General features: G+C 41.3%; 14 protein-coding genes and 1 riboswitch. Of the genes, 4 read left to right on the forward strand and 10 right to left on the reverse strand.

Annotated elements, in window-relative coordinates:
- Nucleotides 1-186: 186 nt before the first annotated feature.
- The 5 genes from VN447_RS17225 to VN447_RS17245 form a co-directional block, all read right to left on the reverse strand.
- Nucleotides 187-1569, reverse strand: a complete 1383-nt coding sequence (locus VN447_RS17225; protein WP_325526583.1) for a tryptophanase — start codon at nt 1567-1569, stop codon at nt 187-189.
- A 160-nt stretch (nt 1570-1729) separates the two neighbouring features.
- On the reverse strand, nt 1730-3331 hold the full coding sequence (locus VN447_RS17230; protein ID WP_325526584.1) for a sigma-54 interaction domain-containing protein: 1602 nt from the start codon (nt 3329-3331) through the stop codon (nt 1730-1732).
- 215 nt (nt 3332-3546) lie between these two features.
- A complete protein-coding gene (locus VN447_RS17235) occupies nt 3547-4176 on the reverse strand; it encodes a flavodoxin family protein (RefSeq protein ID WP_325526585.1) in 630 nt (209 codons plus the stop codon).
- Nucleotides 4177-4197: 21 nt separating this feature from the next.
- Nucleotides 4198-4533 (reverse strand): pyridoxamine 5'-phosphate oxidase family protein, encoded by a 336-nt coding sequence (locus VN447_RS17240; protein WP_325526586.1) that lies wholly within the window; start codon nt 4531-4533, stop codon nt 4198-4200.
- Between the two features lie 181 nt (nt 4534-4714).
- Nucleotides 4715-5428: a Crp/Fnr family transcriptional regulator gene (locus tag VN447_RS17245; protein ID WP_325526587.1), complete on the reverse strand. Its 714-nt coding sequence runs from the start codon at nt 5426-5428 to the stop codon at nt 4715-4717.
- A 210-nt stretch (nt 5429-5638) separates the two neighbouring features.
- Here VN447_RS17245 and VN447_RS17250 point away from each other — a divergent pair, with 210 nt between their 5' ends.
- Nucleotides 5639-6196 (forward strand): DUF1638 domain-containing protein, encoded by a 558-nt coding sequence (locus tag VN447_RS17250; protein WP_325526588.1) that lies wholly within the window; start codon nt 5639-5641, stop codon nt 6194-6196.
- 110 nt (nt 6197-6306) lie between these two features.
- Here VN447_RS17250 and VN447_RS17255 read toward each other — a convergent pair whose 3' ends face one another.
- From VN447_RS17255 to VN447_RS17265, 3 genes are all read right to left on the reverse strand, one after another.
- Nucleotides 6307-6555, reverse strand: a complete 249-nt coding sequence (locus VN447_RS17255; RefSeq protein WP_325526589.1) for an MTH865 family protein — start codon at nt 6553-6555, stop codon at nt 6307-6309.
- A gap of 98 nt (nt 6556-6653) precedes the next feature.
- Nucleotides 6654-7316 (reverse strand): Crp/Fnr family transcriptional regulator, encoded by a 663-nt coding sequence (locus VN447_RS17260; RefSeq protein ID WP_325526590.1) that lies wholly within the window; start codon nt 7314-7316, stop codon nt 6654-6656.
- Between the two features lie 270 nt (nt 7317-7586).
- Nucleotides 7587-8432: a DUF2971 domain-containing protein gene (locus tag VN447_RS17265; protein WP_325526597.1), complete on the reverse strand. Its 846-nt coding sequence runs from the start codon at nt 8430-8432 to the stop codon at nt 7587-7589.
- 245 nt (nt 8433-8677) lie between these two features.
- Between VN447_RS17265 and VN447_RS17270 the strand changes: the two genes are divergently transcribed.
- From VN447_RS17270 to glgC, 3 genes are all read left to right on the forward strand, one after another.
- Nucleotides 8678-9097: a hemerythrin family protein gene (locus tag VN447_RS17270; protein WP_325526591.1), complete on the forward strand. Its 420-nt coding sequence runs from the start codon at nt 8678-8680 to the stop codon at nt 9095-9097.
- Complete coding sequence (locus VN447_RS17275; protein WP_325526592.1) at nt 9094-9558, forward strand: chemotaxis protein CheX; 465 nt, start codon at nt 9094-9096, stop codon at nt 9556-9558. The genes VN447_RS17270 and VN447_RS17275 overlap by 4 nt, the downstream gene beginning before the upstream one ends.
- Nucleotides 9559-9799: 241 nt before the next feature.
- On the forward strand, nt 9800-11035 hold the full coding sequence (gene glgC, locus VN447_RS17280; RefSeq protein ID WP_325526593.1) for a glucose-1-phosphate adenylyltransferase: 1236 nt from the start codon (nt 9800-9802) through the stop codon (nt 11033-11035).
- 933 nt (nt 11036-11968) lie between these two features.
- On the opposite strand, the gene VN447_RS17285 is transcribed toward glgC, so the two are convergent.
- On the reverse strand, nt 11969-13942 hold the full coding sequence (locus tag VN447_RS17285) for a methyl-accepting chemotaxis protein (RefSeq protein ID WP_325526594.1): 1974 nt from the start codon (nt 13940-13942) through the stop codon (nt 11969-11971).
- Between the two features lie 252 nt (nt 13943-14194).
- Nucleotides 14195-14282: riboswitch (cyclic di-GMP riboswitch) on the reverse strand.
- A 949-nt stretch (nt 14283-15231) separates the two neighbouring features.
- A partial coding sequence (locus VN447_RS17290; protein WP_325526595.1) for an IS91 family transposase occupies nt 15232-16486 on the reverse strand: 1255 nt, incomplete at its 5' end.

The raw sequence follows: 16486 nt of genomic DNA on the forward strand, positions 1-16486 counted from the left end.
TTTTCGCACCTCTAAGAGGAGCAAGCAGAAATAAATCAAATTATTACAAACATTATACTCTTTACCTAGCTAACATTCAATATGATATTTAGTACATGCCAAATTATCATATCTTTTTCTTTCAAGCATCTTTTAGCCGATTTGAGCCTTAAACATATTTCCTAACCAACAAGCGGTAATTCTGAGTTATTCTCCTATTGGCTTCAAGCGGCAAAGGAAGTGACGAAGTACTTTGGGTTCGTAGGTAAACTCTAACCCTTTTATTTGGTCGCGGCGCTCCCAAATTTTAGCCAAGGCATCTATCACCACATCCATATGGCGGTCAGTATATACTCTACGTGGAATTGCTAGTCTCATAAATTCGACATCGGCCTTTTTCTGAATCCCAGTCTCAGGGTCACGACCCAAAAGTAATGAACCAACTTCTACCGGGCGAACCCCTGATTCAATGTAAAGTTCATTGCAAAGTGCTTGAGCAGGGAATTGCTCTGCCGGGATGTGGGGAAGAAACTTGCCGGCATCAACAAATACGGCATGCCCACCTACCGGCCATTGAATTGAGATTCCGCGCTTACGCAGTTCTTCCCCTAGATATTCAACTTGACCAATCCGGCTTTCCAGGTAGTCAACATCCAATCCCTCTTGAAGCCCGACGGCCAAGCATTCCATATCACGGCCTGATAATCCACCATAGGTAACGAACCCTTCCATCGGAACACACGACGCGCAGGCATCAGCATAAAGATCGGCATCCTCTTTCATGGCAATCAGCCCGCCCATGTTGACAATCGCATCCTTCTTGGCGCTCATTGTAAGGAAATCACCCATTGCGTACATTTCTCTTACTATCTCTTTAATACTCTTATTGGCATACCCTGCTTCACGTTGGTTTATGAAGTATGCGTTTTCCGCAAAGCGGGCTGAATCAAAATTAATTTTGATACCATATTTTACGGCAATTTGTTTTACCCCCCGGACATTTTCCATGGAAACAGGCTGGCCGCCAGCAGAATTACAGGTGACAGTAATGTTAATAAACGCGATGTTCTCTACACCCTTATCTATGATAAAACGCTCTAATTGTTCAAGATCAATATTACCTTTGAAGGGATGTTCCTTATCGGTATCAAAAGCCTCTTGAATAACCAAATTTACAGGCACCGCTCCATTTAGTTCGATCCAGGCCATCGTTGTATCAAAGTGCATATTGCCTAAGACATACTGACCCTTTTGCTTAATTAAGTGCGGAAAGAGAACTTGCTCTGCACCCCGGCCTTGGTGCGTAGGGATTACATAATTGTAGTCAAAAATATCCTTAACGGCATCTTTGACTTTATAAAAAGATTTACTACCAGCATATGATTCGTCTCCTAGCATCAGAGCAGACCATTGTTGATCACTCATTGCGCCAGTACCACTATCAGTCAAAAGGTCAATATACACATCTTCCGCCTTCAGAGCAAAAGGATTATAGCCTGCTTCCTTCAGGGCGCTGATTCTTTCTTCTTTCGAGATCATACGTAGTGGTTCGACCATTTTAATGCGATAAGGTTCAGCTTTTCTAAACATAGTAATGCCTCCTAGTATATAGTAAGTGAGTCATATACTTATAGGATGCAACTATCATGCCAAACCGATAAGGAGGAAAAATAAGAAAAATTGCAGTTGTGATAAATTATCTTGTCAAGTTTTCTTGTCAGTTGAAAAGAATACTTATCAGCTATGATTACTAAATTCCATATGCCCGGATTTTATTTAATATAGTGGTATTGGATACTCCTAATACCTGCCCCGCTAACCTAGATGATGGATACTTTGCTAAGACCCTCAAGATCACTTCTTTTTCTACCCCGGCAACAATATCCTTTAACTGAGGCCATTCACCATCGACTGGAATTTCAACCTGCAAGGTTTGCTCAGTTCGTGAAATATTCTTAACATTATTTTTAAAGTCAATTATGTCTGTCCAGTCAAAAAGATGGGCAGGCGTAATTTCAATGGTATCAATTAAATTGATCAAGCGCTCCAGGGTATTTTCTAACTGTCGGACATTACCTGGCCATGCTTGAACCATTAAAAGTTCGACACTTTCTCTTGATAAATGAACCTCGGGTTTTTCTAGCTTTGCACAAATTTTCCGGATTAAATGTTGAGCAAGCAATGGAATATCTTCTTTTCTTTCCCGTAGTGGTAAAATAGTTAGCGGGATTACATTAAGCCGATAATACAAATCCTCCCGGAATTCCCCATTACGAATCATTACTTCCAGATTGCGATGTGTTGCAGCTATAATGCGTACATCTATCCCGATTTCTTTATTTCCTCCCACTCTGCGTATTGTCCCCTGTTGCAGAACACGAAGCAGCTGTACTTGCAGGCGCGGCGGAATATCGCCTACTTCATCCAGAAACAACGTACCACCGTTAGCCTGTTCGAAAAGCCCTTTCTTGCCCCCTTTAGCAGCACCGGTAAAAGAACCTTCCTCATAACCGAACAACTCACTTTCCAAAAGAGTATCAGGCAAGGCAGTGCAGTTTATTGGAACAAAGGGAGCTTTATAGCGCAGCCCCTCAGTGTGAATAGCAGTTGCAAATAATTCTTTGCCTGTGCCGCTTTCCCCACGAAGTAAAATGGTAGAACTACTCTTTGCCACGGTTCGGGCAGCTGCTATAACCCGGGCCATTTCGCGGCTTTGATAAACAATATCTGAGAAAGTAGTTAATCGCCGCATTTTATCGGCCTGTAATATTGCTTTTTCTACTTGATGGAAGTCTTGAATCGTCGAGACAGCTCCGATGATTTTTCCCGTATCATCTCGAACCGGTAGACTGCTGGTTAGAAACTGAATCGTTTTTCCATCTTTTTTGATCTTCTGTTCTTTCAGTCTGTAAATGAGACCGCTCCGTAATGTTTCAAGCAGCAGCGGGTTTGCCCCCAGTAAGTCTTCCACCCCTAGACCCATGACTGCTTGAGGGGTACAGCTAAATATTTTACAAGCAACTTCATTAATATGTGATATCTTACCAGCTTTATCAATAGCCAGAACACCCTCGCTAACAGAATCAAGGATGGTTCGTAATTCGTGTTCTCTTTCTTTATAAGGCATCTGGCTGCGGAATGTGACTGATTTTACATTCGTCACTGCTTTTAGGTCATGCACTAATTTTTGAGCTTGATTGTCCGAATCACATTGAAACTGAATGATCATCCCGTGTTGCGGGAGCACTTCCATCGCTATTTTATCAATGCTATTTTTTTCCGTAAGCTTAAATATTTCATAGCCTAAGCCTGGACAATCTACAAAATCAATTTGAATTATGTATTCCGGCATCTTCCATCGCCATCCTTTAGGTTGTACTATCGTAAACTTTCGTTTTCACCTGTTATTATATCAAATTTGCAACCAATAAAGCTCGTAAAATAACCCATTCTGGTTTCAGTGTCAGGCTTGATTTATTCCGCAGTCTGCAAATAAAAGACCCGCTTGGAAACGCTCCAAGCGGGCCTAGTTATGTATTTTCACTTATTGGGTAAAAGCATTTTCTTCTACATTATGTTTGTGGCAATGGTCCTGGCCTGACTTATAACCTCCATCTGCTTGCTAAGAGCAGGCAATACATCTGATGTAATCTTCGCGCCTTCACCATAATGACGAATGAAACCACTTATTTGGCAAGTTTCTCCCACCCCGCAAACCATACAGGGCATCGTACCCTGCGCAATGACTATTTCTACCTCTGGCAGTCCATGATAAACCTCGAAGAAGGTCCTTAAACCGTTTACTGCCGGCTCCACAACACCGTTAGCGCTAGCTAGAGCCAATACAATTTTTTTCAACTTTAGCTTTACTCCCAGATGCCGTAAGGCAAACCATCTTTCTAAAAAGAGATGGGTTAACGCATTTATACCTAAAGCTCCTGAAAAATAGGTTGGTGCTCCTAATACCAATACATCAGCATCCATTAATTTGCTTTGGATAGAATCCCAGTCATCCTGTTGAACGCAGCGATTGGTCTGAATACAGTTTAAACAGCCTAAACAGCAATTTATTCGCTGCTCTCTTAAGAAAACTGTTTCTTTCTGTTCACTATCAATACTATTCATAATGAAGCTTACCAACTGATCTACTGTACCACCTTTGTTTGGAGCACCGTTTATACCAATGATTTTCAACATGATTACTCCTTTAAAGCAAAATTACAGTAGTGCCGCCACTTCCTGAATCGAAAATCTGACTTCCTCGTTTTGAGCCACAGCTTTGCCGGTAAAGCGATATCCAATCTTCCCCGAAACTACAACTACTTGCAGGCAACCGGTTTCGGCCAGATTCTCTCGCGTTTTCTCCATCTTATATACACCAAAAACCAAATGACTATCATCTGTTATCTGCTTTACTTTTCCCACTACGATCAAATGGGGCTCACCCTTCTTTGACACAGATGCTAAGGCAATAAAGGGGGATGCTAAAATTACCTCCTTCATCTCGGCAGTAAGTATGGCAAGCCCATTGGTTTCTCTCAACTCATTACTCACGTTGATCACTCCTCATTTTAAGTTATTTATAAAGTAAACACGGCTTGCGCCGAGCCTTTGGCGAAAGCGGAAGCCGATGTTGCCCTTATCCAGGGAAAGTTATACTTTCTTTCTGGGAGAACTAATACTAGCGTACTTCTTAAAATAAGGATAAGCTATTAACTATTTAACATTTTCAGATTTAAAAACATCTATTTTTTAGAATATAGTGTCTTTTCTCCCGGCAAAGATAGTTCTTAGCAGTCAGCTCTTTGATCGACTGCGAAACCATTACTCTTGATGCCCCCACCAATGCAGCAATCTCTTGCTGGGTTAAAGGAATCGTGATACGGGACCCATCAGCACAAGCCTCACCCTGTTCACGCGCCAAACGTATCATCAATCCCAGTATTTTCTCCTGTGTTGACTGCCTGTTTGCTTCGGACACTTGCTCCCATACGTGATAAAGGCGATCATTAAGATTTCTAATAATTTCTAACGCCAGGTCTGGTTCCTTTTTAACTACTTTTTCAAATGTACACCGATCAATACTGCAGACTTTAGCTTCTTCCAATGAGATCGCGGTTGCCACTTGAATGGCATCCTGGCGAAACAATGCTGTTTCTCCCAGCATCTCGCCAGGCCCCACGATCTGCAAAATTGTTTCATTGCCGTCTTCAGTCATCCGCAGTAATTTAAAGCGTCCTTCTTTGATAACATAAACACTATCTACAGCTTCTCCTTGTTGGAACAAAATGTGCCCTTTTCTCATGTGTTGTTTATTAGCAGCCCAACAGATATGCCTAAAAAACTCCATACTTAACCCGGAAAACAGTGCATTATCGCGTAAACATAAATATCCCTTGTTATTCATAAAACACGTTCGAACCTCACTATTTACTATTCTTTTCAACATAATTGCGAGTCGATTAATCTATTCAACTATTTTTTCGGCCCTGTTAAATGGTTTACATCCTTAGCTGCAAACAAAATATATAATTGGAATCAAAGAAAACAATGAATATTCCTTAAAATTACACAAGCTGCAAAATCTTATAAAAAGGAGGGTAATGTCATTTTTAAAAGCTAGATACTAAGCTGCGCATAAAGTAGGGAGGTAAACTAAATGGCGAATAAACTTCTGTGCTGCGAAATATTACGCACTGAAATTGAACAACTTTTAAAAGAGAAAACCGTTGAGATTCAATACCTGGAAGCTGGTTTGCACGCAGATTTAAAAAAACTGGAGCACGCTATCAAAACTGGCTTAGAAAACATGGGCAACAATAATGATGTATTATTAGGTTTCGGAACAATGTGTCATCCAGAGATGGAGCTCCTCGCGGCTAACTATGGCAAAAACACGTTGCAGGCAAAAAACTGTATCGAAATGCTGCTCGGCGATAAGTTAAAAGAGTTGGATGCCCAATCACGGACATTTTATATTACAAGTGGCTGGCTTGAAAACTGGCGCAAAATATTTATTGAACAGCTTAAATGGGATAGTATTGACGCTCGCCAAAACTTTGGATTTTACGACCGTATTCTTTTACTTGATACTGGCCTAATCCCATTAGAAGATGAACAGATATTAGAGTTTTTTGAGTATACGCAAGTGCCCATTGAGATTATCCCCATTGAACTGGATAACCTCAAAAAGTTGCTTTTCGCTAATCTTGATTAACTAAAAGTAGCCTGCCTCATTGTTAGGCAGGCTACTTTACTTAGTCGACCAACTTCCAGGACTTAGAACTCAACCCCCACTTTAATAGAAGTTAGGTGTTGTAGAGCGACTTATTCATCAGATAAACCGGCTCTGCTGACAATAGTTTCAGCAACGTCCTCGGCACTTTTGAATGGAAAGTCATTGGCATTCAGCAGATTGCCCGCTTGACCGGCAGTTACTTCAAGATCGCCTGCTTTGCAGGTGGTATTTGCCCCTTGGGGAAAGGCATTTAACAATAGTTCAGGAGTATTAATGGGAAACTTGGCGTCTGTTAACGCTGAAAGAATCTGACCTTTAATAATTTGACGAACCGACATCTGAATACCTCCCATAAAATGATATTGAACCGTTCACCATCATTTTATCTTAGAAGGACGCAAAACTCTGTAAACTGTTTTACATATAAGACAAGTAATTACATTGCCGAGGTTTGATTAAGAATCGTAATACGGTGTCCATTAATATGCACCAGCTTCTCCTTGCGTAGTTCGCTCAAAACATTAGTGACCATAACTCTTGAGGCATTAACAAGACTGCCAATATCCTGGTGAGTTAAATCAATACAAATCGTTGAACCTGCTGGTGTCGGAGTACCGTATTTTTCAGCCAGTCTGTATAAGAGATCCATAATACGGCCTCTAACATCCATAAAGGCAATGCGCGACAAATGCTCTGTATAGTTATTTGCTTTTTGGACCAAATGTTGAATAATTGTTAAAGAAGCTTCCGGGTTTTGTAAAAGCACAGAAAATAGTTCTTTAGTACAACAACAAATAAACGTATCTTCTAAGGCCCTGGCATTCATAGTATGTAAAGCGTTCTCAAAAAACATTGATTCACCTAGAATATCTTCCGACTTGAAGAAATCCAGAGTAAGCTCTTTACCGTCCTCAGAAGTTTTAAACACCCTCACTCGTCCGGATTTGATTAAATAAATACTATCTGCCGCTTCGCCCTCCCGGAAAACAAACTCATTCTTTTTATAAATTTTTTTAATCGCTAACTTTCCGACTTCTTCCCGTTCAGCCGAGGTTAACGCCGAGAAAATCTCTAAGTCTTTCATACACTTTGTTTTCACAAGTTACCCAGCCCCTTTGCCCGTGACTCACTTGCCTATCTGCTTGCTTAATCAGGAACAAACCAGTTCATAGCAGTTTCTTTACCTCTCCATTCGTTATCTTAGATTCGCTTTCCTGCTGAACCCTCTATCACTTAGTGAGAGTCAATAACTGGTCGAGACACCAGCCCTTAGGGGCCTTAACCTTACCTAAACTAAATGGAAGCATAGGCCTTGCATACAGGCAGTAATGCTTCCATTTGCAGGACACTGGCGAAGCCTTATTGGCGATTACCGCACCTGATTAAAACGCAATTTAAAGCCCATTTCATCAGGCGCTACTTGAAATAATCGGACATGCTGAAACTGAGGTGAAGCTGTTAGGGTCGCAATAATTTCTTTCTTTACCTCATCTTGCATTCTACATCCAAGAATGACCTCCTGGATTGCTGCAGCAGGAAACTGAAAAAGATAAACTGAAAAGGGTTGCGCGTCAATAATCTTATCCGCCTCTTGGAGAGGACGTGCAATTCTCCATTCCTGTTCATATGCCCACTGAGTACTCTTTACCAGGAAAACCTCTACTCCCGACATCTCTACCATTGGGAAAACAGGCCGAATCTCACGATACTCAACTTTTCGCAGATAACGAAGTTCATCGTCTGGACCCTTCTGTTCGTGGAAATAGGGATGCATGGAGTCAAAGCCAATCACATAGCCTTCATGGCTAAGCGCGTAATGAGCCCACATGAGCAGATTATCCGGCTTTTCCGCTAAAGATAAGATCCCAAGCGTTTCGTTAAACTTATCGTCGAAGATTTTCCGAATCGCTGGCGTAACAAATTCCATCATCCCCAAAATGATATCTGAGCTCTCGACGATTTTTTGTTTGGCAAATTCCTGAAACTGGTCGTACGGTACAGCTGCTCGCTGCGCTGCTGGAATCTCCTCATAAACCTTGCGAATTGCTTCTCGCGCTGTATCTTCAAGTATAGATTGAGCATCCGTTTTATCAGCCAGCTTGCTTATATATGGCTTAACTTCAAACGGATCGTTGAATGCCCCAGGTTGTGTGTACCGAAGCAAACACTTCTGTAAAACGTCGATTCTCCCCGGAGCAAGATATTTATATAACATCACGACGACAGCACACCTCCATAAATTAAGATGTCAGTAACCTATTTTCTTAATATTGGCATCTTCTCCATAGTGCATAAACTATCCTGCTAAATTTTGTAAATCATTGGACTTTACTAAATTATTTGATATTATGACTCATTTATCCTTTATTTACTATTTCAGTTAGACATTGTTAATAAACACTGTTATAATTATTAACAAATAATTATAACAGTGTTTATTAGAGGAGGGAGAATAAATTAATGATGTGGAAAGAAAAGTACAAAATAGGAATTCAAATAATAGACGAACAACATGAAGAACTTTTTTACAGGGTATCAAAGTTTGTAAAATTACTCCACCAGGAAGATCCGTGGCAAGAGAAACTCAGCCAGATAAAAGAAACCATGGAATTTATGCAAAGTTATGTTATTATTCATTTTGACTATGAGGAAGCATATCAAAAAGAAATTAACTATCCTAACCATGAAGGACACCGGAAAATCCATGAAGATTTTAAGCGAGAGATCGGTAAGTATGCTGAAACCTTTGCAACAGAAGGCTATAATGAAGAGTTAGTGCAGCAATTGGGTGGGAAACTAATGGCGTGGTTAATCAATCACGTAGTGGCCGATGATCTAAAAATGGCACAATACATCGGTCAGGAGGCTGGCAAGTCATGAAAGCAGAGTATGTAAATCCTTTTTTTCAAGCACTTAAAGAAGTATTTAAACTAATGTTGGATTTAGAGATTACCAAAAACACATTAAACGCAAAGAAGGATTTGGTATCGGAAAACGAAGTGACTGTAGCCATTAAGCTGACTGGAGATATTTCTGGTTCTGTACTTTTCAGTTTCCCTGAGAGCACTACGCTGGAAATCGTGAAAATAATGTCTGGAATGGAACTACATAAATTAGACAGTTTTGTAACTTCGGCGTTAGGAGAGGTATCTAATATCATTAGCGGTAATGCCGTTACATACCTTTCCCAGGCAAATTATCATTGCGATATACTGCCACCGCAAATTGTTATTAGGGAGAGTAGTTCTTCTGCTCTTGGTACAGAGCAAACGTTAACAATTCCGTTGCACACATCAATAGGCGGTATGAGATTAAATTTTGCCATTGATGAAAACAAATAATGCAGAGAGATGAATACGAGGACCGCTGCAACAAGGTGACACCACTTTGTTGCCTTTCTTTTTTTATAAGGTCCCTTCAATTAGTAAAGAAAATTGTAATATAGCAGGAAATCTGTACTTATTGTCAGAATATTTAAATATAATATAGTATCTTTTCTCTGAATGCTTAATAATGTCCAATGTTAAGCTATTGTATCAACCAGAGGCTTATTAAGAGAAATTTAATAAGGGAGGGAACAGAATGTATACTGCTGTATTGAGTAATTTTGCGAGAAATACCATCGCAATGGTTTTGGCAGGTGGCAAGGGTGAACGACTGAACCCCATTACATTAAACAGACCCAAACCTTATGTTCCTTTTGGCGGAAAATATAAAATCGTAGATTTTGTATTGAGTAACCTATTTAATTCAGGCATCAAAAACGTATACATTCTAACACAATACAGGGCTTATTCCTTAAATAAACACATCAAAGAATCATGGTCAAAATGGGTTGGACTCGGAGAGTTTTATGACACGATATCTCCCGAGACTACCAACATAGGTGAGGAATGGTTTAAGGGGACTGCTGATGCGATATTTCAGTTTATGAGAATTCTTGAATCTACAGATGCAGATTATATTGCAATCTTCGGCGGCGACCATATTTACAAGATGGATGTCAGTCAGATGATAAGCTATCATATTATGAATAAAGCCGATATTACTTTGGCGGCTCTCGAGGTACCTCTTGACGAAGCCAGTCGGTTTGGTATTTTTTCGGTAGATGAAAATTGTAGGGTAACTGCATTTGCAGAAAAGCCCAGAGATCCGGTAACAATTCCAGATCGTTCGACTTGTTTTGCATCAATGGGCAATTATATTTTTTCTACAAAAAAGCTTATTGAAGTACTGAAAGAAGGCAGGAAGCAACATGCAGATCTTGACTTTGGCAAACATGTGATTCCAATGATGCTCGAAAAAGGTGATCGAGTCTTTGCCTATAATTTTATTGATAATTTGATTCCCAGAATGGGGCCGGGAGAAAAAGGCTACTGGAAAGATGTTGGGACAATCGACTCCTATTATGAAGCAAATATGGATCTGATAAACGTGGTCCCGCAATTGAATCTCTATAACTATAGGTGGCCAATCCTAACCAATCAAGGTAACTTACCTCCTGCAAAAACGGTTTTTGATGAGGAAGGCAGACGTGGACAAAATCTCAACTCATATATATGCGGCGGTTGTATCATCAGTGGTGGTACAGTACGACGCTCCATACTAGGACCTTGCTGCAAGATTAATAGTTATAGCTTGGTTGAAGATTCGATCCTGTTTGAAAATGTTGAAATTGGCAGACACGTAAAGATCAAAAAAGCAATAATCGATGAGAACGTAAAAATCCCCGATGGCACGGAAATTGGCTATAATCATGAAGAGGATATACAAAAAGGGTATGTGGTCACAGACTCGGGCATTGTAGTAGTAACTTAAGAAAGTGACCTATTATATCCAAGCTCATCTCTATTAATGATTTCATGAAACAAACGAGCTTCTACCTGCGATACATGACTTCTGGACAGGAGTTTCAAATTCTGAAGCATTTACTTCATACTAATCACAATCACACTATTGCTAATTTCAATTACTTTTACCGGCAGCTCAGTTATGCCCCCATGCTCTGGGGGTGATAAAAAACAACTTGTACCAAACGGTACAGGTTGTTTTTTATCACTGCTACATCAAGTATAGCAACCTTTATTTTGCGGGACAATTAACCTGGTCTTTGCCATACAATGCGCGCTTGACACACACAAAGTCCCTGCCCCCTGTCCCATTAACGTGGAAAACATATATTTGGGGTACATGGCCATATAGGATAGCATTGTACTGGATAACACTGGTGATTAGGATAGCAATCTTTAGGATAGCAACTAAACGGACGACAGTACTCTGGAGAACACTTCCTTGGAGCGCATTGAAAAGGTAAACATATGCGAGGACTATATTGCCGTAGTTTACATTGGTAATTATCATTTTCCATGTAATTTTCTATTTCAGGATATTCCCATTCACGATAAGTAGACATTGAAGCATCACCTTTCAGAGTTTGATGGTAGAACTATTACATAATATGCTTACCATTATGTTATAGTTACAGGGGTTATACCATGGTTCCTTTCTGAAATCATAGGGCTTGCGGTCGCTTGCGAGCCCCAAACTCACTAGTAGTCCGTTTACTCTGACAGATAGAGCGGCAAGTAAGGAACGTCCCCCAGTATAACGCAATGTTGTCAACAACCCCGTCCCCCTGGCACCGCCTGCCACTAAGCAGGACTACTGAATAGTAATAAATCCCAAGAATAAACAACACTAATTGCCAAATAACTGCAACTAGTGTTGTTTATCTTCTTTTACATTATTCCTTTAAACCTCGAATTTATTAACTGCTTCCCTGAGGTCCATTGCCAGTTTGGCTAGTACTTGACTTGAAGATGCGATTTCTTCCATAGATGCTGATTGTTCTTCGGTCGCCGCCGACACCGTCTGAGCTTCCCCTGATACATTTTTACTCAAATCATCAATCCGCTTTACTGAACCAACAATTTGCTGACTGCCAATAGCCATCTGCTCAATGGCTGAGGAAATTTCACTTATCTGACCTGATACCTGGGTTACCAGAGTAGTGATTTCCAGAAAGGCTTGTCCAGAAGCATTGACCACGTCTGCTCCCAGCTTCACTTCTCTAGTTCCTTCGTCCATGGCTATTACAGCTTTATTAGTATCACCCTGAATTTCACTAATCAATACTGCGATTTTCTTGGCTGCTTCCTGCGACTGCTCGGCTAATTTACGGACTTCTTCTGCCACTACGGCAAAACCGCGTCCCTGTTCACCTGCCCGGGCTGCTTCAATGGCAGCATTGAGCGCCAATAGGTTGGTTTGTCCGGCAATACCAGAGATAGTATCCACAATCTGTCCTATTTCCTTAGAACGTTCGCCTAAATTGGCTACAACCCCAGCTGAACTAATAACAGTCTGTTCAATACTGGCCATTTGACTTACCGCTCTATCAACTGATTTGTTACCTTCATTGGCCTTAACCGAAGCCTGCGCCGATTGCGCTGCTACTTCATTAATATTGGCAGCAATCTGCTGGATGCTGGCTGACATTTGTTGTACCACAGCCGAAGTATCATTGGCTACAGTCGATTGTTCTTCCATACCTTTAGACACATCGGCAATAGAACTCGCCACCTGATTTGCCGCTTGAGATGACTGGTGGGCACTAGCGGTCAATTCCTCGGCCGATGCAGCTACCAACTCTGAAGAAGTGTCAATCTCACGCACAAGGTTACGTAGATTGCCTACCATTGTTTCAAAGGCCCGTGCTAAACGCCCAAGCTCGTCCTGTGAGTTTACATTAATGTTAGTTATGCTCAGATCGCCGCCTGCAATCCGGCCAGCCACTCCTTCTAGTGTCTGCAGCGGTTTCGCGATACGTGCGGCTACAACTACGATAACGATACTAGCTAAAATAAGTACTGCACCAATAGTAATTAATGAAGTCCAGGCAAAGGTTCGCAGCTGCGCCCTTGCTTCACTAGTAGGCACAGTTACACCAATGGACCAGGAAGTTCCTGTAATCGGCGCATACGCTAAATATTTTTCCACTCCCATATATTGATAATCGGCAATCCCTTTTTCACCTTTCAGCATCTTTTCAGCGGCTGCCTTCAGAGCAGGGGTTGCATTAGGGTCGTTGTTAAAATTGGCTTTGTTCATTAATTCTTTATTCGGATGAACGATTATTGTGCCATCAGTCCGCAAAACGTAAGCGTAACCCGTCTGGGCCACCTTGATGCCAAGGACGCGTTTTTCCACCTCTTCTATATTGATTGCTCCTGCTAAAATCCCAATAATGCGCCCCTCAGCCTTGATCGGGGTAGCGATAACTACGACGAGCTTGCCGCTAGCCGGAGATACTATCGGATCTGTGATGAAGGTATTCCCCGCAATTGCACTTGCAAAGTAGGGTCTGTTCACTGAGTTCCCGGCTAGACCGCGTGTATCAATGTAGTTACCTTTAGCATCAGTCCAAAAAATGTTTTCGTAAAACTTATTATTGTTTATTTCTGAGGTAATATAAGACACCATGGCTTCGCGATTACCACTGGTCAAAATCGGCGACCGCGAGATCGCCTCTAATTCGATTTTCTTTCCTGCAAGCCACATGCCAACTGCTTCGCCATTGGTTTGTGCCACGAGGGCAATTTCTTTTTCAACATCCTGTGTTAGCATTTTTTGTGATTGCCAATAGTTTAACCCAGCCAGCACGCCAAGCGAAACCACAAATAAAGCAATGACTATTACCGAAAGCTTTGCTCTTAAACTTTTCACAATCAACTCTCCATTCAATGTTACGTCAAAACTTACAGCACACACGTTTTTCAACCATAGTTACAGACAAATACCCCCTTGAGCTCCGCCGCTCTCGCCCTTGACCCCATCAATACACTTTGTAAAGATCTATTCTTCTGTATTTGGATTGCAGCTATGACAGTGATTTCATAGTAGGGCATAAAAGGCGCCCATGCAAAGATGACAGACCTATCTATAGCAGGTCTGTCATCTTTGATTTGTAAAAATCAAATGTGCAACCTGGCAATCATTGGCGTTAACGGCCTTTAGACCCATGGCTTTGCGTCCTTGCCTTTCGACAAGTATGCCTAAATATTCTACTGTTAATTAGTTAACTAGTCATCTATACACCTTTTTTCCAATTATATTACATTTTTTTATGATAGTCTACCAGAATCTTCAGTGTATTCCACCATTGCTCAGAAAATCGCAGTATTGATTATCTACAAAAGTGGCATAACGAAGTCTGCCTGTTGCTATATTTACCTAGAATTATGATCTGCTAAATCCGAAATACTATAATTAAGTAGCACAAGGAGGGAAAATGAGGGGAAAAACGCAGTCAAGCGCAGGCAATTAAGACTCAAATTAAAACGCCGCACCGCCGCTTTGATGGGCGCCGCAATCATGACAGGAGCAGTATTATCTGGTATCCCAGCCACTAAAGCCCTTGCTGCGGAAACACCCTCAAATCTATCTCCTGTGCAAACCGAACAGTCGCTACAAGCTAATAAAGATCCTCTCCAACCAGGCCGTGGTTGGCACCAACAGCCCTGATGAAAACCAAGCCTGGTACCAGGACGGGAAGATTTATTATCGGAGTGACAATAACAATCAGCGGTACGATAATAACTATGCCTACTTGAGTAGTAGTCCTGTAGATTATGTAAAAGATAACGCTGCTAGCTATGGTTTTGATTCTTCCCGTGATTCTTTTTCACTTCTCACCGTTTCCAGTCAGAGAGCTCTCGTTGAAGTGCGCAGTTATGACACCGGAAAACTATATAACGTATTATTGGAGCGAACTTCAGGCCATGAGTGGATAATCGCGGATGTTCGCGCTCTATAAGAAAAACCGCTAACGCGGTCCTTTGGTATTGAGCACATCCGAAAGTCGGTACTCAAATCCATGGACCCCTTTATAGTAACGTGGATGCATTACCCCGCCACAAGATTCACAGCTAAACTGCGGTGGGTAGCTTAAATCCCTTGTATCATCTTGTTTATCAAAGTCCCTTACCACTTGGTAGGGGATTTCTTCTTGTTTTTCACAACCCAAACAAATGTAGAGCACTGTACTGGGGCGCGGTGGGGTTGGTTTTCCTGGCTTTTTCTTCTTTTTTTGCATTCCCCGATTGATAGCCTATCATCCTCTCCAAGTATTTTCTTGCCATGAGATCTGTTGTATATCGGATGACTAATCGCCCGTTCTCCAGGCAGACTTCTCCCTTGTATTCATAATGATTGCCGCATCGTCTGCAGATTGCTGGGTCTTGACCATTCTGCTCTTTTTGCCTTTGACTCCAGTTCCTCCGTTTTATACGGTTCATTTTTATAATCCATCGCTTTACTCTCTCTTGCCACTGTCCCAGGATCTTCCTGCATATACTCCGGATTCTTCGTCCATAAATTCCATAATGCCGAATAAGTTTAAAGTATTCTTCTGGTATATGTTGGATTAACCGCCCTATAAATTCTTCTACACTAAGTGTTTCTACTTTCTCTTGGCCATCTTTTTTATCTTTATACCGAAAACTGACGCTTTCTCCATCGTAAGCAATGATACGAGATACCCCAATGGCTGGGTGCCTTAAATAACGCCCAATATATCGTAATTGTTCTTTTATATTCCCTTTTTGTTTTGGCGCATACACATAAAAACCATTCTGGTGATTATTCCACGCTTGTTGCAATATCGGCTGTATCCGTTTGATTTCTTCCCGACTTAATTTCTCTCTCAACATCTTCAATACTACTGTCTGCCATTGTTTCCTTAGCATTTCAAACGGCAAAAAGTCGTATTGTTTCCATTCTCCTTTTGCCGTCATTCCTCCCATCGTCACCATCATGTGTACATGGGGATTGAATTGGGCTTTGGCTCCGAATGTGTGCAGGCCTGCAATTATTCCTGGCATCACCTTGCTTTTCCGTTGGAAAAATTCTTGCACCAATTTTACTGACCGATCCATTAGTTCTTTTAGCAGATACCGGTGTTTTGCAAAAATTGGTCGCAATTCTTCATCTATCGTAAAAACAACATGCCGGTGCATTACCTGATAGGCATCATGGCTTAGTACACGACTCCATTCTTCTGCTTCTCCGCTTGAACAGCTTGTGCAAAATCGGCTTCGACATCGGTAGGCCACTATTTTTACATCATGGCAACCTTCACAAACAAAAAGCTTAAATCCCTGTTTGGGATCTCCACAATGTTCAAATTTTTTTACCTCTTTGCGAACAACAGGTCGAATCCGTTTTCCATATTTCTCGACGAACCGCTTCCAATTCTGTTTTGCATCAAAA

Source organism: Sporomusa sp., assembly GCF_035561155.1.
In the GTDB taxonomy this organism is placed as follows: domain Bacteria; phylum Bacillota; class Negativicutes; order Sporomusales; family Sporomusaceae; genus Sporomusa.